This window comes from uncultured Campylobacter sp. (assembly GCF_937981295.1).
Taxonomy (GTDB): Bacteria; Campylobacterota; Campylobacteria; order Campylobacterales; family Campylobacteraceae; genus Campylobacter_B.
In genome coordinates this window covers 144,896-164,538 of the sequence record NZ_CALJPC010000071.1, presented here as the reverse complement: position 1 = coordinate 164,538, position 19,643 = coordinate 144,896, and the positions used below count along the sequence as shown (strand labels likewise).

The following is a 19,643-nucleotide window of genomic DNA, read 5'->3' as shown; positions in this document are numbered from 1 at the left end:
ATGGCAAAGATCACGATCGACGGTAAAGCTTGCGAGTGCGACGAGGGCGAGTACATCTTGCAGGTCGCGCGTCGCTGCGGCGTTTTTATCCCTGCGCTTTGTTATCTAAGCGGCGGTACGCCGACATTAGCATGCAGACTTTGTATGGTCGAAGCGGACGGCAAGCGCGTCTATAGCTGCAACGCCAAGGCCAAGGACGGCATGGTCGTTTACAGCCGCAGCCCCGAGATCGATGTCGAGCGCGAAGCGATCACGCAGGTTTATTGTATCAACCATCCGATGGCGTGCGGGGTTTGCGATCAAAGCGGCGAGTGCGAGCTTCAAAATTTAGCCCATCTGATGCGCACAAATGCCCAAAGCTACGCTATCCGCGATACGGCGCGCGAGGTGCAGGATTGGGGTTATTTGAGCTACGATCCTAGCCTTTGCATCGTTTGCGAGCGCTGTATCACCGCCGCGAAAGACCGCTTAGGCGTAGATGCGTTTAAGCTCGTTCCGCGCGGCGGAGACGCGCCGAGTAAGGAGCAAAAGGACGCGATGCCCAAAGACGCCTACGCCGTGTGGAACAAACTGCAAAAAAGCCTAATCGCGCGGGTAAATGAAAATGATGATTGCGTAAACTACGGTGAGAGCGCGGCGGTTTGCCCGACTGGGGCTCTGGTAGAGAGCGCATTTAAATACGTTTCAAACGCCTGGGAGCTGCGCCAAATCCCCGCTTCCAACCCGCACAGCAGCGACTGCGAACTGCTTTATTACGAGATCAAGCGCCGCGGCATAGGCGACCCGCGTGAAAAAATTTATCGCGTTAGTAGTGACATAAATTTTAGCGTCCTGCACGCCGCAGCACGCTTCGGCTGGGATTTTTCAAACGAGCGGGCGAGCAAAAACGAAGCGGTTTTTAACCGCATCGTGCGCGGCATCGAGGACGGCGAGATCAAAAATATCAAATTTAATAGCTTCATCACCAACGAAGAAGCTCGGATTTTAGAGCTTTTGCGGCAAAAATTTAAGCTCGCTCTGATTAACGACGAAGCGCTTGCGTATCAAAAATTCCTGCGCGAATTTTCTAAGCTTAGCGGCACGAAATTTTATAATGCGGATTCGCAGACGATTAAAAATAGCGATTTTATCGTCGTTTGCGGCACATTTTTGCGCAGCGACGCTCCAAATCTAGGCTATGCGGTAAACAGCGCCTGCAAGCTAAATAAGGCAAGCGGGATCTATTTTCATCCGTTTTGCGACGAGGGAATTAAGAGCTTTGGTAAAAATTTCATCCATCAGCCACACGCCGCGGGCTTGGAGGCGCAGATCCTGCTTTGGATCTTGCAAAAGTTCGGGCGCGATCTGCCTGAGTGGCTGGATGCGAAACTCGCGGCGGAATTTGAAATTTCGCGCGCCGCGGCGAAGGAAAATTTAGACGATAAACCCGCAGATTCGCAAAATCCTGAGAATTCTGCGGAGGCAAATGGCGTCGGGAATATTGCGAGCGCCAGCGGTACCGAAAATTCCGCAGGCGCGGATGGCGCTGAAAATCCCGCAAAAAATTCCGCGCAGAATTCCGAGAATCCCGCGGAAAGTAAAATTTCAAATTTTGCCCGCACGCTCGGGCTGGACGAGCAGAAAGTGGATGAGCTTTTGGCTAAAAAGGAGAGTTTTTCGCTCATCATCGGCGAGGATTTTATCCGCACGCCAAATAGCGCCACGCTCGCGCGTCTAGCGGGCTTGGTGCAGCGCTACACGCCGCTAAAAGTGCTAGTGGTGCCGCCGCGCACGAACAGCCTTGGCGTCGCTCTCATCTGTGAGCTTAGTGCGCAAATGAGCGCGGGTGAGACGCTAGGCTACAACGAAGCGGGCGATATAAGCTTCGGCGTGCTGGAGGCCGATCTGGACGCGCCTAGCTTAGTGCAGCAGGAGGGCACGTTTACGAACTACGACAAGCGCGTAGTGCCTACAAATGCGGCGCTTGATTACGGCGGATATGAGTTAAACGACATCGCCTGTGCGCTGGGAGTTTGCGCGGAACACGCGATCAGCTATACGTCAAGCTTGGGCGCAGATTTTGAGCAGGTTAAATTTGACGATTTAGAAAATTTTTACGACAACGGCGGCGCAAACCACCGCGGATATGAGCTGCGAAATGAGGGGTTCGCCGCTAGCGAGGAGGAGTTTGAAATTTCGCTTTCAGCGCCGATTAGCGCGGGCGAGGGCGAAATTTTAATCTATGAGGCAAATCCGCTGCATCAATTCAATAAATTTAGCGGCGCAAGCAGCGCTCTGGGCGAAGCGGGCGCGCTGTATCTAAGCCCCGGCATCGCCGAAGCTCTGGGCGTAAGCGCGGGCGACGTCGTTAAAATTTACCAAGCAGACGGCGCGAGCAACGATAAAAAAACTAGCGACGCGGGCAAAACGAGTGCCGCTAATGATAAAAGCGGCACTGGTCGCGCTAAAAAAACGGATCGCGCAAGCGCCGTGTATAAAGCCGATACTACTGGTGATGAAAATAGCGAAAACGGCGCGACTGAGCTCGTAAATTTAAAATGCGAAATCGTCGCTAGCGTAAAGATCGATCCAGGCTTTAGCGGGGCGTATCTGCCGTATTTTGATGAGAAGCTTCGCGGCGAGATATTTTTCAAAACCTCGCGCTATGCAAGCGTGAAAATCGAGAAAATTTCAAATTCCAAAGGAGAGGGCAGATGAGCGATAGTGCATTTTATTTCGTAGCTACCGTCTTAAAGGCGCTCGTGATTTTAGCCGTCATCGCGCTACTCTCGGGGCTTGCAACCTATGCCGAGCGTAAGGTGCTTGCCTTTATGCAGCGCAGGATCGGACCCTCTATGGTCGGGCCTGCGGGGCTTTTGCAGGTGGGCGCTGATATGATAAAGCTTTTTACTAAAGAGGACGCGATCCCTGCGCGGGCGAATAAGCTTCTTTTTAAAATCGCGCCGATAATATCGGCTACGGGCGCTTTCGTGGCGCTTTCGGTAGTGCCGCTGCTGCCGGAGTTTACGATCGGCGGGCGGACGATACAGCCGATTTTAAGCGATATAAATGTGGGAATTTTATTTTTGCTCGGAGCTAGCGGTACCTGCGTTTACGGACTGCTGATCGGAGGGCTTGCGAGCTACAATAAATGGGGCACGATAGGCGCGTTTCGCGCGTTTTTGCAGATCACCTGCTTTGAGGTGATAAACGGCCTTAGCCTGATCCCTATCGTGATGATCACGGGCTCGCTCTCGCTCATCGACATCGTAAGCGCGCAAAGCGGCGGTATTGACAAGTGGTTTATCTGGAAAGAGCCCGTCTGCTTCGCGCTCTTTCTCATCGCAGCCTTTCTAGAGTGCAACCGCACGCCGCTATGCCTCACCGAAAACGAAACTGAGATCGTAGCGGGCGCTGGTACGGCGTATTCGGGCATGCGCTGGGGTATGTTTTTTATCGGCGAATACGCCAATATCATAACTTACTCAGTCGCTACGACGCTGGTCTTTTTAGGCGGATTTAACGCGTTTTGGTTTATCCCCGGCGGCATTATGATGGTATTAAAATCAAGCCTCGTGTTTTTCTGCTTCCTATGGGCGCGCGCGGCGTGGCCGCATCTGCGCCCCGATCAGCTGATGGGGCTTTGCTGGAAAGTCTGCATGCCGTTAGCTCTTGCTTGCGTTCTAATTACCGCGCTAGCGATCGTTTAAGGAGGGCGCGATGGCAAGATACGCTCAGATCGATAAACGAACCCCTATTAAATCCGGCGGCGATAAGCTGCGCAGATTCCTCTCCCGCACCTTTCGCGGCGAGCTTTTCGTGGGGCTGTGGGTGGTGCTAAAAAATATGTTTAAGCGCGGCGGCTCGCATACACTTCGGTATCCTATGGAAAAATTTGTCATGCCGCCTAGATACCGCGGCGTGCACAAGCTTATGCGCCTGCTTGAAAGCGGCAGCGAACGCTGCATCGGATGCGGTTTGTGCGAGAAGATCTGCGTGGCGAACTGCATCGCGATGGAGACAAGCCTCGGCGCCGACGGCCGCAAAAAGGTAGATAACTACTCGATAAATTTAGGGCGCTGCGTCTACTGCGGGCTTTGCGCGGACGTCTGCCCCGAGATCGCTATCGTGCACGGCTGCGAATATGAGCTTGCGAGCGAACAGCGCGCGTATTACGGCTTTAAAGAGGATCTTTTGATCCGCGGCGAAAATTTATGCTTAAACGGCGCGGCACAGGAGTTTGCGGGCTATGGCAGCCTGGATGAAAACGCAGGCGCGCGAATCAAGATGACGCCGAACGCCTATATAAAAAGCGACGCCGCAAGCGATGAGCTAAGCTCAAAGAGCGCAGATTCAAATTTAAAAAATAGCGCTGCGGAAAGCTCTAAAAAAGAGGGCGCCGCTAACGATAAAATTCTATTTTCAAAGAGCGCTGGCTTAAGCGGCGAAATTTTAGCCGAGCGGCAAGACGTGGGGCGGGCAAGCTTAAAGGGAAGCTCCGCCGCGAACGCCAAAAATTCTAAAGAAAATTCCGTTACGGACGCTCAAAATTCCGCGCCTGATTCGCAGCGGAATTCCAAAGAAAACCCCGCTTCTCAAAGCGCCGAAGATTCCGCTATGGATAGTAAAAATTTGGCGGAAAATTTTAAAGAGAATTCCGTTGTGCCGCACGCTGAAAATTATGTCGGCGATTCTACGGAAAATTTTAAAAATAATTCCGCTACGAACGACGATTCTTTGGAGAATTCTAAAGAAAATTCCGTTCCGCAAGACGCGGGAAATTCCGCCGCGCGAGGTAAAAAATCTAAGGCAAATTCTAAAAAGAATTCCGCCGCGGACGCTGAGAATTCTACGCAAAGTTCCGCGCCGGATTCCGCCGCGCAGGGGGAGGAGCAATGATACAAACGCTTGCATTTTATTTTTTCAGCGCGGTTTGCCTGGCGCTTTTTTGCATCAGCGTTTTTAGCAAAAACGTCCTTTACGCCCTTAGCGCGCTGGCCGGCGGCATGGTATTTATGAGCGGATTTTTCTTCTTGCTGGATGCGGAGTTTTTAGGCGTGGTGCAGATCATAGTTTACACGGGCGCCGTGATCGTGCTTTACGGCTTCGCGCTGATGTTTTTGGGCGCGGATAAAAACGTAAGCGAGCCGAAAAAGGGCGCAAGGCTATTTTTCGCGCTTAGCGGCGTGATCGCATTTTTGCTCGTGATTATCGTGCTCGGCGCGGTGGTCGCAAACAACGTAGAAACGCTTAAAATTTTAAACACCGACGATACCGAGGCGCTTGGGATGATTATTTTTACGAAATATCTAGCGATTTTCGAGCTTGCAGCCGTGATGCTGCTCGTGGCGATGATCTGCGCTATCGTGCTTGCGCATAAGCAGATGGACGCAAGCCTGACATACGAAGAGAGCGAGGGATAAAATGGGTCTAAATCACTATCTGATCGTCGCTGCGATGATGTTTGGGCTCGGGCTTGCGGGTATGATGAAGCGAAGGAATTTAATAATGCTCTTTTTTTCGAGCGAAATTTTATTAAACGCCGCAAATTTAGCCCTCGTCGCCGTGGCGAAATTTTACGACAATATAAACGGCGAAATTTTTGCGCTTTTCATCGTTGCGATTGCCGCGAGCGAGATGGCCGTGGGGCTTGGACTACTCATCTTGTGGTATAAGAAAACGGGCAGCATCGAACTTGACGGCTTCGTAAATTTTAAAAATCCTTCCAAGGATGGACCGGATGCTTGATACCGTTTTTGTGTGGCTTTTAATCGCCCTTTTCGCACCGCTTGCCTCGGCGATCTTCGCAGGCGTTTTCATTCGCGCCAAAGATAAGATGTTTATTGGCGTAATCTGCTCGGCGCTGGTGATTTTAAGTACTATCGCGTCGCTTGCTTTGATGGAGCTCGTCTCTGACAACCGCCTAATCAGCGTAAATTTAGCCGATTTCATAAGCACGGGATTTTTGGACGCAAAATTTAGCTTTCTTATCGATAGCGTAAGTGCGGTGATGATGGTGGTCGTAGGCATCGTTTCCAGCGTAGTGCACGTGTATTCGATCTACTATATGTGGGATGATGAAAACTTCGCTAAATTTTTCAGCTTCCTGGGGCTTTTCGTTTTTTCGATGCTGGTTTTGGTAACGAGCGATAATTTTTTAGGACTTTTCATCGGCTGGGAGGGGGTCGGACTCTGCTCGTGGCTGCTAATAGGCTTTTGGTATGATAGGAGCAATTACAGCTGGTACGCCAACGAAGCTTTCATAATGAACCGCATCGCAGACCTTGGGATGTTGCTTGGAATTTTTCTGATCTATTTAAATTTCGGCTCGCTGCGGTACGAGGTGGTATTTGCGAACGCGGCGGGCTTGGAGCCTGAAATTTTAACTCTGATCGCCGCGCTTTTATTCATCGGCGCGATGGGCAAAAGCGCGCAGTTTCCATTCCATACCTGGCTGGCAGACGCGATGGCGGGTCCGACGCCCGTATCCGCGCTTATTCACGCAGCGACGATGGTTACGGCGGGCGTTTATCTGGTGATCCGCGCAAATGCGATTTTCGCGCTCGCGCCCGAAGTAAGCGGCTTTATCGTCTGCTTGGGCGCTTTCGTGGCGGTCTTTGCGGCGTCGATGGCGCTGGTTCATAACGATCTTAAAAAAATCATCGCCTACTCCACGCTTTCGCAGCTTGGCTATATGTTCGTAGCCGCGGGGCTCGGGGCGTATTGGATCGCGCTATTTCATCTAGCGACGCATGCGTTTTTCAAAGCGCTTCTATTTTTGGGCGCGGGCAACGTAATGCACGCGATGAAGGACGATCTAAATATCCAAAATATGGGTGGATTATATAAGTTTATGCGACCTACGGCGATTTTAATGTGCATAGGCTCGCTTGCGCTTTGCGGATTTTATCCGTTCGCGGGCTTTTTCTCAAAAGATAAAATTTTAGAAGCGGCGTGGAGCGCGGACGCGTATTTTATCTGGGCGCTGCTGTTTGCAGGCGCTGCGATGACGACGTTTTACAGCGTGCGTCTAATAATGCTTGTGTTTTTTGGTAAGGCAAAATACTCGCACCATCCGCACGAGGCAAAAGGCTTTGCCCTCATCGCGATGGGCGTGCTGGCCGTGCCTGCGGTGATTGCGGGCTTTTTCGAGCACGATTTTGCGGAGTTCGTACTTAGCATACTGCCGGGCTTTAAAGCTTCGATCCCGCACGGCGTGGAGGTAATTTTGATCGCCATAACGCTAGCGATGATAAGCGCGGTGGCGATCGGCACGATTTGGACATACGGCAAGGGTAAATTTAGCCAAAATTTAAAGAACTGCAAATTTTATAAAATTTTGATCGCTCAGTATTTTATCCCGCAAATTTACGAGCGCGTGATCGTGCGCGGATACGCTAAGCTTAGCGAGATCTGCGCTAAATGCGACGGCGCGATCATAGACGCCAGCGCCGATCTGATCGCTCGCGTGGCGGTAAAAAGCGGCGAGGGTGCGGATCGCGTAAGCAATAGCGGAGATTTGAGCGCAAATTTAAGGTGGATGGTTTTGGGATCTTTCATTTTGCTGATTTTGGCGTTTGCGCTGTGAGGTGGGCATGGAATACTTTTTAAGTTTGGTTATATTTTTTCCGGCGGTAGCTGCGGTTTTGGGCTTTTTGATCGACGAAGCGAGCATCAAGACCTACGCCGTTACGATGAGCTTTATAGAGTTCGTGCTTTCGCTCGTTTTGTGGATACTCTACGAGCCGGTGGACGGCATCGCGTTTAGCGTGCTGCACCCTTTCATAAGCGAATACGGCATCAACTACTTCATCGGCGTGGACGGAATTTCGCTGTTTTTAGTGATCCTAAGCACGCTGGTTACCTTTTTGGCGCTGCTTAGCCTAAGCATTAAAGAGCGCGCCAAAAATTTAATCATCTGCATTTTGTTTTTAGAGATGACGATGGTGGGCGTTTTCGTGGCGCTGGATGCGATTTTGTTTTACATCTTTTGGGAACTTTCGCTTATTCCGATGCTCTATATCATCGGCGCGTGGGGCAGCGGCAAGAGAATTTACGCCGCGGTGAAATTTTTCATCTATACCTTCCTCGGTTCGATGTTTCTACTCGTAGGGCTCGTAGCGATGAGCTATTTCTATCACGAGGCTACGGGCGAGTATAGCTTTAATATCCTAAACTGGCAGAGCCTATCGTTGCCGCTTAGTACGCAAATTCCTCTATTTTTGGCATTTTCGGTCGCCTTTGCGATCAAGACGCCTTGCTTTCCTTTTCATACCTGGCTGCCGTATGCGCACGGGCAGGCTCCTACGATAGGCTCGGTGCTGCTTGCCGCCGTGCTTCTTAAGATGGGCACCTACGGCTTCGTGCGATTTTCGCTGCCGCTATTTCCCGACGCGAGCGTGCATTTTAGCGGGATGATGTGCGCCGTAGCGATCGTTATGATCATCTATGCAAGCTTCATCGCCTTTGCGCAGAAGGATATCAAACAGGTAATCGCGTATAGCTCGATCGCGCATATGGGTGTCATAATGCTAGGAATTTTTTCAATGAGCCGCGAAGGAATGAGCGGTGCGGTATTTTTGATGATAAGCCACGGTATCGTAAGCGGCGGGCTCTTTATGCTCGTAGGCTTTTTATATGACCGCAGGCATACGAAGCTTTTCAGCGAGTTCGGCGGGCTTGCGCGGGTGATGCCGCTTTATGCGTTTTGTTTTTGCGTCGTGCTGCTAGGCTCGATAGGGCTTCCGCTTACGATCGGCTTCGTGGGAGAATTCTTAAGCCTTGCGGGGATTTTTAAAATAAGCTTTAGCTATGCGCTTTTGGGCGGACTCGGTATAATAATGGGCGCGATCTATTCGATGAATCTTTATAAAAAGACCTTCTTCGGTGCGCTCGTGCATGAGGAGAATAAAAAGCTAAGAGATCTAAACAGAACCGAGCTTTGCTCTATTATACCGATCTGCGTGCTGGTGGTAGTGCTTGGCGTCGCGCCGAATCTGATGTTAAAGAGCATTGAGCCTAGCGTGACGCAAAGCCTTGAGCTGATGTTTAACAAAGCCTCTCAGACCGCGACTCGCGCCTATATGGAAAAAGCAAATTTTAAGGTAAGAAGCGATGCAAAATAATCTTTTAAATTTAGCCTCGATCGCGCCTATGGCGATACTTGGAGGGTTTGCCCTGCTGATGCTCGCGGTTTCGCTTTTTGCGCGCACGTTATCGTATAAATTTTACGCCGTCATCACGATACTGGCGCTAGCTCTGGGCTTCGGGCTTGTTTTTGGATACAACAGCGGCATACGCGGGCTTTTCGACGTGATGCTAGTGGACGGAATCGCGACGCTATCGATGCTTATCATGCTCGCAGGTTCGATATTTTTCATCTTTCTATCTTTGGGTGCAAGAAGCGCGCACGAGTACCATACTGCGGAGTTTTTCGTGCTGTTTTTATTCGTGCTCGTGGGGTATGAGTTTATGGTCGCGAGCGAAAGCTTAATGATGATCCTCGTGGGGCTTGAGACGGGTTCGTTGGCGCTTTATACGCTAATCGCGCTTCACAACCGCGCTCGTTCGGTCGAAGCGGCGCTAAAATACTTCATAATGGGCGCGCTGGGATCCGGGTTTTTCGCATTCGGCGCGGCGATGTTTTTTCTATCGACCGGCTCTATGGAAATTTCAAATATCGCGCAGATCGCCAAGAGTTCAAATTTACAAACCAATGCCCTGCTTTTCGCCGCCTGCTCATTTATGATCGTCTCGATAGGATTTAAGCTCTCGCTGATTCCGTTTCACACCTGGACGCCCGACGTTTACGAGGGTGCGAGCTCGGCTATGGCGGGCTTTTTGTCCGTCGTGCCCAAGATCGCGGGCTTTGTCGTGGCGATCAGGCTGTTTGAAGCGCTGGGAAGCATCGGCGTGCAGTGGCTAAACATCGTGCTCTACGCCGTAGCGGTGCTTACGATGAGCTTAGCGAACCTTATGGCGCTCGTACAGCGCGACGTCAAGCGGATGCTCGCTTTCAGCTCCGTTTCGCACGCGGGCTTCGTGCTCTGCGCGATCGTGATCGGCTCGACGCAGGCAAATGCGGCGCTTTTCACCTACTGGATCCTATACGCCGTGGCAAACCTCGGGGCGTTTGCCTTCATCTGGTGCGTACGGCAAAGGCGCGCGCGCTCGTTAAATTTAAAATTTAAAACCCAAAGCATTGCTTTAAATTTAAATGCAAACGGCGAGGAGGGGAATTTTATCTCAAACGCAAAGTCCATTTTTTCGCAAAACCAGGAGCTAGCAGACCTTGCCAATGAGTTAAATTTAGGAGTGAACGGACAAAATTTAGCTTGCGGCGAGCGGAGCTTTAAAGCAAGCGAGCAAAATTCCAAGACGGCCGAGCAAAATTCTAAAGCAAGCGGGTCAAATTTGAAAACGAGCGAGCTCTGCGCGGAAGAGAGCCTTTTCGGCACTAAAACTTGCGAGCCTGGCGCCGAAACTTTCGAGCAAAGCTCCAAGTTCGCGGCTCGCTTTGAGCATCCGTTTGAAAAATTTGACGGGCTGATCCGCACCCATCCGCTCTTTGCGCTATGCGCGGCGATCTTTATGCTCTCGCTTGCGGGCATTCCGCCGTTTAGCGTGTTTTGGGGCAAGATGTATCTGCTAAGCGCCGCGGTCAATTCGGGCTACTTCGCCCTTGCCGTCATCATGGCGGTAAATAGCGCGCTCGCGCTGTATTACTACCTGCGCCTCATCGTGCGTATGTTTTTGCACGAGCCGCGGGCGGACGCGGAGCTTAACGGCTCGCTGGGCGCGGTCTCGGTGCAGATAAAATTCGCCGTCGTGCTAGCTAGCGTGGCGTGCGTGCTGGCGCCGTTTTTGGTGAAATTCCTAACCGGCGCGGTAAATAATTTCGTCTTTTTAAGCGGGTATTGAGCTTAAATTTTAGTCGCGAGCCCGCCGTGCCTCTAACAAAGGAGAGATATGTTTTTGGGCGAGCTAAGTGCTGACGGCTACGGTTTTGCGCTGCTTGATGTGCGCGATTTGAGTGAGTTTTTAAAGGAGCGAAAATGCAGAGCAAAAAAGCTTCTAAGCTACTGGGACGCGCACAAGCAGCTGTTTTATGACGCCGTAAAGGGCGCTAAAGCTTTACCCTTATACCCGCTTACGGTGCGCAGCTATGAGATCTTCGTTTGCATTGATGAGGAGTTTGCGCCGTCTGCGGGCTACGAAGTAGCTTTCAAGCGCGATAGGCTGTATTTCGCCCCGCAAAGCGACTCCGCGATCCTAGCGAGCTTCGATGCTTTGCAGTATCGTTTCGATAAGCTAAAAAGCGGCGAACTCGAGCTAGGCTATGAGTGCCAAAGCGGCGCTGCGGGCAAGATGCGAAAATTTAATTCCACGCTCAAACTTGGCTTGCAAAGCGGCACTTACGAGCTTTGCGTCGTTGGGCTAAAAAACAGCTCGCAGCACTTCGAGAAATACGGCTACGCCTTTATTTTCAAGCGCAACGCAAGCGCGGAAAATCAAAATTTTGATAGGCTTGATAACGATAAATTTAGCTTTGATATTTGCGAAGGCGGTTAAATTTAATCGAAATTCTGCGCCATGCAAGGCTCGGAACATACCCGCAAAATTTCAAAGATGCGACCGGCGCGGTAAAATTTAAATCTAAATTTTACTCCCTTGCCCCGCTGCTTTCTAGTAAGAGCACAAATTTTGATAAATTTCGATTTTAAATCTCGTAGCGAAAGAATTTTAAAATTTCACGCTCCAGCTCTTGCGGCGGCGCCGAAATTTTATCCGCAAACTGCGAGCGGTTGAAAGTGCGTTGGCGCTTTGCAAGCTGTACCGTGTGCAGGCTTACGAGCTGCTCGCACTGCGCCCGCGAGATCTGCCCGCGCAAAAGCTGCCCGCACTCCTTTAGCCCGATGCAGCATAGCGCCCTGCATTCCGCGCCGTAGCGAGCGAATAAAAACTCCGCTTCCTCCAAAAGCCCGCGCTCAAACATCGCCTTCGTGCGCGCCTCGATACGTCCTGCAAGCCACTGCTTGGGCGCGTCGATCTCAAAAATTTTAATATCCGAAATCACGGGCGGAGCGGTGTTTTCGCGCAGAAATTTACTCGGCGCCTCGCCGCAAAATTTATAAATGCTTAGCCATTTTTTTAAACGAAAGCTGTCTGCCGCGCTAAGCTTTGCGGCAAATTCCGGATCGATCCGCCGCGCTAGGGCGTAAATTTCATCGTTTGAAATTTCGCTTTTAAAATCGGGAACCTTCGGCGCTAGCCCGCTTAGCATCGCCTTTAGATAAAATCCGCTGCCGCCCGTGATTATCAAAGGCGCGCCGCTACGCTCCGCAAAAGCCCGCGCGGCTGCGTATTCTTTGATAAACTCGCCGACGCTGAAGTACTCGTTTGGGTAGATTAAATTTACGCCGAAGTGCCTGATCTCGCGTAGCTGCTCCTCGCTTGGCTTAGCGCTTGCGATGTCGATCTGCCGGTAAATGCAGAGCGAATCCAGGCTCAAAATCACGGCGCCGGTCTCGCGCGCGATACTTAGCGCAAGATCGCTTTTGCCGCTTGCGGTGGTACCGATGATCGCGATCTGCGGGCTTGCGTGCGAGTTTTGATTTTGGCTCAAGGCGTTTCCTTTCGTAAATTTTTCGTTCAAATTATATCAAATTTAGAGCTATTCTTACTTTTTTTTGATACAATGGTGCCCAAAATAAGGGGCAAAATGGCTAAATTTAAAGAAATTTTATCCGATATCAACGAATTAATAGTTTTTAAACATTCGGTTTTCGCGTTGCCGTTTATCTTTACGGCGATGATTACTGCAAGCAAGCTGCAAAACGGCTCGGTTTGGTTCGGCTGGAAGTTGCTTTTTTTGGGGATTTTATGCGCGGTGAGCGCGAGAAGCTTTGCAATGGCTCTAAATCGCTACTTGGACGAGGATATCGACCGCGCCAATCCGCGCTGCGCCTCGCGCCCTAGCGTGGACGGACGGATCGGGCGCGGCAATTTACTGCTTTTCATCATCGCAAACGCAGTGGTTTTCATAGCGGTTTCGGCGCTTATAAATCCTTTGGCGTTTAAGCTTTCGGTGCCGATTTTGGCGGCATTGGGCGGGTATTCGTATTTTAAGCGCTTTAGCGAGACCGCGCATTTGATGCTCGGCTTTTGCCTAGGGCTTGCGCCGATTGCCGGAGCGATCGCCGTTAGCGGTGGAATTCCGCTGTGGTCGGTGCTGCTGTGCTTTGGAGTAGTATTTTGGGTAGGCGGCTTTGACGTGCTGTATTCTCTTCAAGATATGGAATTTGACCGCACGGCGGGGCTTTACAGCATCCCTGCGCTTTACGGCAAGGAAGCTTCAATGTTTATCTCCAAAATTTTTCACGCCGTAGCGGTGCTTTTTTGGCTGCTGTTTTGTGCAGCGGCAAATTTAGGCTTTTTTGCCTATCTGGGCGTGGCTGCGTGTGCGACGATCCTGTACTTCGAGCATAAGATCGTGCAGAAAGATTTTAGCAAGATTGATCGCGCGTTTTTCACGCTCAACGGCTACTTGGGCATCGCCTTTTTTGCTTTTGTTTTTGTAAATTTATTTTAAGGAACCCCTATGGATCTTAACACTATCATCATTTTAGGACTTTGCGTCGTTATATTTTTGATGTTTTTCGTCATATATTTTAAGGATAAGCAAGCGGATAAAAAATTCGAGCGCTTCGATCAGGTGCTGACCGATGCTATGCAGGAAAACTATCTGCTTAAAAAGAAGGTCGAGGAGCTAAAAGAGATGATCGATTCGGGCGGCAAAGTCGCTCCCAACATCGATATAAACGCGATTGCCGACGTAATCGACGAGACAATAGAGCAGAGGCTAGATGTAGTGCCTACGATGATCGACGAGCGGGTAGAAAAGCAGATTAGGCCGCTGCTAGATCAGCTTAAAGAGCTCATCGGCTCGGTAAGAAAATAGCCTGAGCAATATAAAAATAAAATTTTGCAAAATCGCTTTGTTTTTTATATAATCGCCGCAAATTGATATTAAGGCAAAATATGCTAATTGATAAATTTGGACGAACGATCGATTATTTGCGCATTTCGGTTACGCAGCGGTGTAATTTCAGATGCAGATATTGCATGCCGAGCACGCCGTTTAACTGGGTGCCGCGAGAGAATATTTTAAGCTTTGAGGAGATGTTTTTATTCGTCAAAGTTGCGATCGACGGCGGCGTGAAAAAGATCCGTATCACGGGCGGCGAACCTTTGGTGCGAAAGGGGATCGAGGATTTTATAAAGATGATCGCGGATTACGCTCCGGGTATCGATCTCGCGCTTACCACCAACGGGTATTATCTCAAAAACTACGCGCGCGCCCTGAAAGACGCAGGGCTAAAGCGCATCAATATGTCGCTTGACTCGCTGCGACCGGAGCGAGCTAAATTTATAGCTCAGCGCGGCGTGCTTTATAACGTCCTAGAAGGCCTTGACGCCGCGCTTGAAGCGGGGCTAAAGGTCAAGCTAAATACCGTCGCGCTAAAAGGGATCAACGACGACGAGCTTATTTATTTGCTGGAATTTGCCCGCGAGAAGGATTGTCAGATCCGCTTTATAGAATTTATGGAAAACACCCATGCCGGCGATCTTACGGGATTAAAATCGAGTGAAATTTTAGATATTTTAAGGCGTAAATTTATCTTTACCGCTCTGCCGAAATCGCAGAGCTCGCCCGCGTCGCTTTATGCGCTCGGGGACGGCTATACCTTCGGTATCATCGATCCGCACAAACACGATTTTTGCGAGAGCTGCAACCGTATCAGACTAAGCGCCGAGGGGCTTTTGATCCCGTGTCTTTACTTCGAGGACGCGCTAAGTATCAAAAAGGCGGTCAAAGAGGGCGACATTGCCGCAGCCGCCGAAATTTTGGCTAAAATTTTAGCGAATAAGCCCGAAAAAAATCGTTGGCAAACGGACGCTTCGAATGAAATTTCAAGCCGCGCATTTTACGAGACGGGCGGATGAGGCTCGTAGAGAGCTTTTTAAGTATCCAAGGCGAGGGTAAATTTGCGGGCAGGCTCGCGTTTTTCTTTCGCTTTGCGGGCTGTAATCTGCGCTGCGAGGGCTTTGGCGGCGAGCGCATTTCGCCAAAGACCGGCGAGATCTTGCGCGGCTGCGATACGATCCGCGCGGTTTTTACGAGCCATTTTGAGCACGAAGAAATTTTAAATTTAGCGCAGCTTTTGAATAAAATTCCAAATTTATCCGATTCGTCCTGTTTCACGCCCGCATGCTCTGCGCAGGGTTTTTGCGCCGCCGAAGCTTTTTCTAAAAGCGATACGTTAAATTCCGCCGCCGCGCAAACACTTCTCCGCCCAGGCAAGAGCGCAGAAAAATCTTTAAATTTAACGAGCGAAAATTCTTTAAATTTCGCGGCGCAGAATTCTTTAAATTTAGATCCGCAAAGCGCTGCCGCGTCGCAGAGCGCTAAGCTTTATCAAAAGCCGATCGTCGTTATTACAGGCGGCGAGCCGATGTTACATCACAAAGAGGCGCTATTTTACGAGTTCGTCTGCGAGTTGCTCGCACGCGGACACGCGGTGCATTTTGAGACCAACGGCACGATTTTAGTGGATTTTGAAAATTTTCCCGCTTACAAAAGCTGCGTATTTGCGATCTCGCCTAAACTCTCAAACTCCGCCGAGCCGCGCGGACGCAGGTTGAGCTTCGCCGTGCTACGAAATTTAAAACAAAACGCAAAGGATAGCTTTTATAAGTTCGTTATCTCGCCCGAGTTTGACGCGCAGCCCGAGATCGCCGAAATTTTAGCGGCGTGCGAGAGCGAGGTTTATTGTATGCCGCGCAGCGCAGATCGTCGCGAGCTGGAAAGCGCCGCGCAATTTTGCGTGGATTTTTGCCTAAAAAACGGCTATAATTATTCCGATCGCCTACACATTAGAATTTGGGGCGAGAAGGACGGGGTATGATAATCAGGAAATTATACGAATTCGAAAACGCTCACATCGTGCGCCTGTGCGGCTCGAAGCGGTGCCGCACGAGCATCCACGGACACTCCTACAGATGCGAAATTTTGCTTAGCTCAAATTTTTTGGATGAAGCGGGGATGGTTTATGACTTCGGCTACATGAAGCTCGGCATTCGCGAGCTTATTGATAGTTTCGACCACGCCACGACGATCTACGCGCGCGATGATGCGAGCTATATCGCGGATCTTAAAAAACACAGCGCGCGCTGGGTGCAGATACCGCTAAATCCGAGCGCGGAGCAGTTTTGTAGAATTTTTTTCATCCTTGTAGACCGACTTTTGAGCCTAACTCAGATGCAAAACGGCGAGCGCGAAGTAAAGCTTCACAGCGTCATCGTGCACGAAACGGCCACCGGCTACGCACAGTGCTTCCGCGAGGACGCCTACAACGCGCAGATGGGCGAGATCGCGCTGGAAGAGATAGAATTCTCGCCGGCCGTGCGCGAGGAGTGGAGGCAGCCGGAGCTTTGGCAAAAGCTACTGCGCGGCGAAAAAATCATCTATCCAAAGGATTGCTGATGAGAAATTTCTTTAAATTTGGCGCGGGATTTGTGCGCGTTTTTGCCGCGTGCGCGATCTTTGCCTGCGCGCTTGCCTTGGGCGGCTGCGACGATGAGAAAAAGGACACCTTGCAAAAGCCGCCGGTGGATAGCGAGGTGCCGAAGGACGTGCCTATCGCACCTAGCGAGCCTAAAGTCGATATAAATGCCGATATGCCGCCGCTTCCGGTGACCGAATAGGACGGAGCGTTGAAAAATCAGCGGCTAAATTTGAAAATTTTTAAAATTTGCGTTGTTTGTATGCGGCGCGCAAGCGCGATTTTGGTGTCATTTTTGCCAGTGCGATCTACGCAGAGAAATTTTAAATTTTATAAAGCTCTATCCGCAAAATTTCATTCTTGGCGCGAGAGATACGGCGCAAAACCGGAGTTGAGAGAGCGCGCGGTAAATTTTGGCGCAATAAATATCCGCGACCGCTTTGAAAGGTTTTTAAAATTTCAAAGGCGCGGAACAGGTCTGTCTTATCTCGCGCCGAAAAAATTTGCGTTGAAATTCGGTCGTTTCGGCTCTAGCCGCGCAAAATTTTATCCTGCAAATTTAACCCTCCGGCGGAAGTAATGGATTATCTGTATCAAAGCGCCCTGGGTTTTCATAAGTTTTTCGCGCTAGCTGCGGCGATTTTAACGATAATTTATCTGATCTTTACCCAGCTTAAGATCGACGCGGCGGCGGAATTTTGCCCGCGCAAAGAGGCTTTAAATTCTGCCGCCTCCGCGCCGCAAGCTGAAAATTTAAAGCAAAAAAGCAGATCGGGGCTTAGATTTCTTAGGCGCATCAGGCTGTTTTTGCCGATATATTATGCGACTCTCGCGGCGCTGATAATTAGCGGAAGCGTGATGCTGCCGGTGCTGCGCTTTGATCTGAGCTTTAAAATTTACTTTATGGCGGTCGGATCGCTAGCGATGATCGCGCTTAGCGCGGTATCGTACAAGCGGCTGAAAATAGCGTATCTAAGTCAAAACTTTGCGCCGTATCAGCGCAAAATGCGGGTGATTTTGGGGCTAAGCTTAGCGATAATTTTGATAGCGAGTGTTATTTGATGGTATATTTTTACGATAAGTTTGCAGGCGAACAGAGCCTGATTTTGCAGAATGATCAGTTTTTGCACCTAAAGGCCAGACGAGCAAGGGCGGGCGAGCGCATAGACGTGCGAAATCTAAAGGACGGGGCGAGTTATCTATATGAGATCTCTGAAATTTCGCGTAAGGGTGCGGCTTTGAATTTAGTTTTTAAAAGCTCGGCTTTTACGCCGAGCCACGATTTTTGCGTTGCTTGGGCAGTCGTCGAGAGCGCCGTGATCGAAAAGAGCCTACCTGCGCTAAACGAGATGAGCGTCGGGCAGCTTATTTTGGTATATGCCGATCTGTCACAGAAAAACGTGAGGCTCGATCTGCAGAGGATGGAGCGGATTTTGATCAACTCGTCGCAGCAGTGCGGGCGAAATTCCATCATGCAGATCGAGATTTTGAGCGGCTCGGACGAGCTAGCGCAAAGATATGAAAACGTAAGCCTGATCGATTTTGGCGGCAAGAACATCGACATTTTCGGCGGCGACGAGATCGCGTTCGTAGGCCCCGAGGGCGGGTTTTCGCTGCGCGAAAGAGAGAAATTTAAAAACGCCTATGCGCTTAATAGCCCTTATATTTTGCGCTCAAACACCGCGTTGATCGCAACTTGCGCGAAGCTGATGTTTTAAACGCTCGGCAAATTTTAAAATTTGAAAGTCGTGCGCTTTAAATTTTGGAATTTAAATTTTGCCTTGCGTGACCTGTTATGTTTATCAGCGGCTTAACGCGCGGCGCGTATTTGCTGCGGCGTATCTTTGCGCGCTGTATTTTGCACGCAGCCGCAGGTCGCAGTAAATCAAAATTTTACCCGCAAAGCGGGCTAAATTTTAAAATTTCGCGTCCAAAAAGTATGCTTGAGAAAAAAATTGCCGCTTCGCCGAGAGATTTTTAAAACCCTTTAAATTTGCTTTTTAGATAAAAAAGTTGTATAATCGCAACCTTTTAAAATCATCAAAAAGGATCAAAAATGAAAAAAGATATCCATCCAAACTTTGTCGAAACGACCGTTACCTGCGCTTGCGGAAACACTTTTAAAACGCGCTCGAACAAGCCTGAGATCCGCGTCGATATCTGCTCCAACTGCCATCCGTTTTTCACAGGCAGCGAGAAGATCGTAGATAGCGCGGGCCGCGTCGAGAAATTTAAGCAAAAATACGGAATGAAATAGTTGCTATATCTCATTCCTACGCCGATAGGAAATCTAAGCGATATCTCGAGCCGCGCGCTTGAGGTATTGCAAAGCTGCGAAATCCTAATCTGCGAGGATACGAGGGTTTCAAAAAAACTTCTAAACCTATTATCCGATAAATTTCAAATTTCATTTAAAATTTCACAATTTTACTCGCTGCACACGCACAACGAAGCGGAGTTTTTCGCGGGCTTTGATTCGTCGCTTATGCGCGAAAAAGCTTGCGCATACGTAAGCGACGCGGGAATGCCATGCATCAGCGATCCTGGGATTGCGCTCGTAAAATTTGCGCAGCGAAGCGGCGTAGCTTACGAGGTGCTTAGCGGCGCAAACGCTCTGCTGCTCGCAGCCGCCGCAAGCGGGCTAGTGGAGAAAGAATTTAGCTTTTTAGGTTTTTTGAATAATGACGGCGCGCAGCGCAAAGCTCAGATCCTAAATTTAATGCAAAGCCCCTATCCATGCGTACTTTACGAATCCCCAAAGCGCGTGGTAAAGCTAATTGAGCGGATCGCAGGGATCGACGCACAGCGCAAAATTTTTGCAATCAAAGAAGCTACGAAAAAATTTGAAACAAAATTTTTTGGTAGCGCCGCAGAGGTTTTATCCAGCCTAAATGGCGCAAATTTAAACGGCGAATGGTGCGTCGTGATTGACGGCGCAGGCGAGAAAAGCTTTGAAAAAATCACGCAAGAAGATATTCTGTCGCTTGAGATCGCGCCGAAAATAAAAGCAAAACTGCTCTCAAAAATCAGCGGCGAACCCGCCAAAGAAATATATAAAAATTTGATACGCTAAGTCATATTTTAACCGTTTTTCGCTAA

The 19,643-nt window shown here is 49.9% G+C and carries 20 protein-coding genes and 1 pseudogene; 20 read left to right on the top strand and 1 reads right to left on the bottom strand.

Annotation, left to right across the window (positions count from 1 at the left end; all coding sequences use genetic code 11):
* The 9 genes from Q0135_RS06600 to Q0135_RS06560 are packed head-to-tail and all read left to right on the top strand — an operon-like array spanning nt 1 to nt 11,550.
* Nucleotides 1-2,697: an NADH-quinone oxidoreductase subunit G gene (locus Q0135_RS06600; RefSeq protein WP_297989303.1), complete on the top strand. Its 2,697-nt coding sequence runs from the start codon at nt 1-3 to the stop codon at nt 2,695-2,697.
* On the top strand, nt 2,694-3,689 hold the full coding sequence (gene nuoH / locus Q0135_RS06595; protein ID WP_297989302.1) for an NADH-quinone oxidoreductase subunit NuoH: 996 nt from the start codon (nt 2,694-2,696) through the stop codon (nt 3,687-3,689). The genes Q0135_RS06600 and nuoH overlap by 4 nt, the downstream gene beginning before the upstream one ends.
* A gap of 10 nt (nt 3,690-3,699) precedes the next feature.
* A complete protein-coding gene (gene nuoI, locus Q0135_RS06590) occupies nt 3,700-4,878 on the top strand; it encodes an NADH-quinone oxidoreductase subunit NuoI (RefSeq protein WP_297989300.1) in 1,179 nt (392 codons plus the stop codon).
* Entirely contained in the window at nt 4,875-5,402 is a 528-nt protein-coding gene (locus Q0135_RS06585) for an NADH-quinone oxidoreductase subunit J (protein ID WP_297989298.1), read from the top strand. The genes nuoI and Q0135_RS06585 overlap by 4 nt, the downstream gene beginning before the upstream one ends.
* A gap of 1 nt (nt 5,403) precedes the next feature.
* The gene (nuoK, locus tag Q0135_RS06580) at nt 5,404-5,727 is read left to right on the top strand and encodes an NADH-quinone oxidoreductase subunit NuoK (protein WP_297989296.1); all 324 of its coding nucleotides are present in this window, start codon (nt 5,404-5,406) and stop codon (nt 5,725-5,727) included.
* Complete coding sequence (gene nuoL / locus Q0135_RS06575; RefSeq protein WP_297989294.1) at nt 5,720-7,567, top strand: NADH-quinone oxidoreductase subunit L; 1,848 nt, start codon at nt 5,720-5,722, stop codon at nt 7,565-7,567. The genes nuoK and nuoL overlap by 8 nt, the downstream gene beginning before the upstream one ends.
* Before the next feature lie 7 nt (nt 7,568-7,574).
* Nucleotides 7,575-9,104: an NADH-quinone oxidoreductase subunit M gene (locus Q0135_RS06570; protein WP_297989292.1), complete on the top strand. Its 1,530-nt coding sequence runs from the start codon at nt 7,575-7,577 to the stop codon at nt 9,102-9,104.
* A complete protein-coding gene (locus Q0135_RS06565; protein WP_297989291.1) occupies nt 9,094-10,899 on the top strand; it encodes an NADH-quinone oxidoreductase subunit N in 1,806 nt (601 codons plus the stop codon). Before Q0135_RS06570 ends, Q0135_RS06565 begins: the two co-directional genes overlap by 11 nt.
* Before the next feature lie 48 nt (nt 10,900-10,947).
* Nucleotides 10,948-11,550 (top strand): hypothetical protein, encoded by a 603-nt coding sequence (locus tag Q0135_RS06560; RefSeq protein WP_297989289.1) that lies wholly within the window; start codon nt 10,948-10,950, stop codon nt 11,548-11,550.
* 148 nt (nt 11,551-11,698) lie between these two features.
* Here the strand turns inward: Q0135_RS06560 and miaA are convergent, their stop codons facing one another.
* Entirely contained in the window at nt 11,699-12,604 is a 906-nt protein-coding gene (gene miaA / locus Q0135_RS06555) for a tRNA (adenosine(37)-N6)-dimethylallyltransferase MiaA (RefSeq protein WP_297989288.1), read from the bottom strand.
* Between the two features lie 96 nt (nt 12,605-12,700).
* Here miaA and mqnP point away from each other — a divergent pair, with 96 nt between their 5' ends.
* The 11 genes and pseudogenes from mqnP to rsmI all read left to right on the top strand — a co-directional run bounded on the left by mqnP (nt 12,701) and on the right by rsmI (nt 19,617).
* A complete protein-coding gene (mqnP, locus tag Q0135_RS06550; RefSeq protein WP_297989287.1) occupies nt 12,701-13,570 on the top strand; it encodes a menaquinone biosynthesis prenyltransferase MqnP in 870 nt (289 codons plus the stop codon).
* Nucleotides 13,571-13,579: 9 nt separating this feature from the next.
* Nucleotides 13,580-13,939, top strand: coding sequence for a hypothetical protein (locus Q0135_RS06545; protein ID WP_005869739.1), 360 nt, complete (start codon nt 13,580-13,582; stop codon nt 13,937-13,939).
* Nucleotides 13,940-14,019: 80 nt separating this feature from the next.
* Nucleotides 14,020-14,985, top strand: coding sequence for a GTP 3',8-cyclase MoaA (gene moaA, locus Q0135_RS06540; protein WP_297883215.1), 966 nt, complete (start codon nt 14,020-14,022; stop codon nt 14,983-14,985).
* A pseudogene (locus Q0135_RS06535) lies at nt 14,982-15,224 on the top strand (7-carboxy-7-deazaguanine synthase QueE); the annotation flags it as partial. The gene moaA and the pseudogene Q0135_RS06535, both read left to right, overlap by 4 nt.
* Entirely contained in the window at nt 15,204-15,947 is a 744-nt protein-coding gene (locus tag Q0135_RS06530; RefSeq protein ID WP_297989360.1) for a 4Fe-4S cluster-binding domain-containing protein, read from the top strand. The pseudogene Q0135_RS06535 and the gene Q0135_RS06530, both read left to right, overlap by 21 nt.
* Nucleotides 15,944-16,525, top strand: coding sequence for a 6-carboxytetrahydropterin synthase (locus Q0135_RS06525; RefSeq protein WP_297989286.1), 582 nt, complete (start codon nt 15,944-15,946; stop codon nt 16,523-16,525). Before Q0135_RS06530 ends, Q0135_RS06525 begins: the two co-directional genes overlap by 4 nt.
* On the top strand, nt 16,525-16,746 hold the full coding sequence (locus tag Q0135_RS06520) for a hypothetical protein (RefSeq protein WP_297989285.1): 222 nt from the start codon (nt 16,525-16,527) through the stop codon (nt 16,744-16,746). The genes Q0135_RS06525 and Q0135_RS06520 overlap by 1 nt, the downstream gene beginning before the upstream one ends.
* A 377-nt stretch (nt 16,747-17,123) precedes the next feature.
* On the top strand, nt 17,124-17,606 hold the full coding sequence (locus tag Q0135_RS06515) for a hypothetical protein (RefSeq protein WP_297989283.1): 483 nt from the start codon (nt 17,124-17,126) through the stop codon (nt 17,604-17,606).
* Nucleotides 17,606-18,262, top strand: a complete 657-nt coding sequence (locus tag Q0135_RS06510; RefSeq protein ID WP_297989358.1) for a 16S rRNA (uracil(1498)-N(3))-methyltransferase — start codon at nt 17,606-17,608, stop codon at nt 18,260-18,262. The genes Q0135_RS06515 and Q0135_RS06510 overlap by 1 nt, the downstream gene beginning before the upstream one ends.
* A 338-nt stretch (nt 18,263-18,600) precedes the next feature.
* Nucleotides 18,601-18,801, top strand: a complete 201-nt coding sequence (rpmE, locus tag Q0135_RS06505; RefSeq protein ID WP_177387662.1) for a 50S ribosomal protein L31 — start codon at nt 18,601-18,603, stop codon at nt 18,799-18,801.
* Nucleotides 18,802-19,617: a 16S rRNA (cytidine(1402)-2'-O)-methyltransferase gene (gene rsmI / locus Q0135_RS06500; protein ID WP_297989281.1), complete on the top strand. Its 816-nt coding sequence runs from the start codon at nt 18,802-18,804 to the stop codon at nt 19,615-19,617.
* The last annotated feature ends 26 nt before the right edge of the window (nt 19,618-19,643 follow it).

Bases quoted from the DNA above. Each gene is read 5' to 3' on its own strand.
- Q0135_RS06545 (WP_005869739.1), top strand. From the start codon at position 13,580: ATGGATCTTAACACTATCATCATTTTAGGACTTTGCGTCGTTATATTT.
- Q0135_RS06515 (WP_297989283.1), top strand. From the start codon at position 17,124: ATGGATTATCTGTATCAAAGCGCCCTGGGTTTTCATAAGTTTTTCGCG.
- nuoH (WP_297989302.1), top strand. From the start codon at position 2,694: ATGAGCGATAGTGCATTTTATTTCGTAGCTACCGTCTTAAAGGCGCTC.
- Q0135_RS06560 (WP_297989289.1), top strand. From the start codon at position 10,948: ATGTTTTTGGGCGAGCTAAGTGCTGACGGCTACGGTTTTGCGCTGCTT.
- rpmE (WP_177387662.1), top strand. From the start codon at position 18,601: ATGAAAAAAGATATCCATCCAAACTTTGTCGAAACGACCGTTACCTGC.
- nuoL (WP_297989294.1), top strand. From the start codon at position 5,720: ATGCTTGATACCGTTTTTGTGTGGCTTTTAATCGCCCTTTTCGCACCG.
- Q0135_RS06520 (WP_297989285.1), top strand. From the start codon at position 16,525: ATGAGAAATTTCTTTAAATTTGGCGCGGGATTTGTGCGCGTTTTTGCC.
- Q0135_RS06585 (WP_297989298.1), top strand. From the start codon at position 4,875: ATGATACAAACGCTTGCATTTTATTTTTTCAGCGCGGTTTGCCTGGCG.
- Q0135_RS06525 (WP_297989286.1), top strand. From the start codon at position 15,944: ATGATAATCAGGAAATTATACGAATTCGAAAACGCTCACATCGTGCGC.
- Q0135_RS06565 (WP_297989291.1), top strand. From the start codon at position 9,094: ATGCAAAATAATCTTTTAAATTTAGCCTCGATCGCGCCTATGGCGATA.
- mqnP (WP_297989287.1), top strand. From the start codon at position 12,701: ATGGCTAAATTTAAAGAAATTTTATCCGATATCAACGAATTAATAGTT.
- nuoI (WP_297989300.1), top strand. From the start codon at position 3,700: ATGGCAAGATACGCTCAGATCGATAAACGAACCCCTATTAAATCCGGC.
- nuoK (WP_297989296.1), top strand. From the start codon at position 5,404: ATGGGTCTAAATCACTATCTGATCGTCGCTGCGATGATGTTTGGGCTC.
- Q0135_RS06600 (WP_297989303.1), top strand. From the start codon at position 1: ATGGCAAAGATCACGATCGACGGTAAAGCTTGCGAGTGCGACGAGGGC.
- Q0135_RS06570 (WP_297989292.1), top strand. From the start codon at position 7,575: ATGGAATACTTTTTAAGTTTGGTTATATTTTTTCCGGCGGTAGCTGCG.
- Q0135_RS06510 (WP_297989358.1), top strand. From the start codon at position 17,606: ATGGTATATTTTTACGATAAGTTTGCAGGCGAACAGAGCCTGATTTTG.
- moaA (WP_297883215.1), top strand. From the start codon at position 14,020: ATGCTAATTGATAAATTTGGACGAACGATCGATTATTTGCGCATTTCG.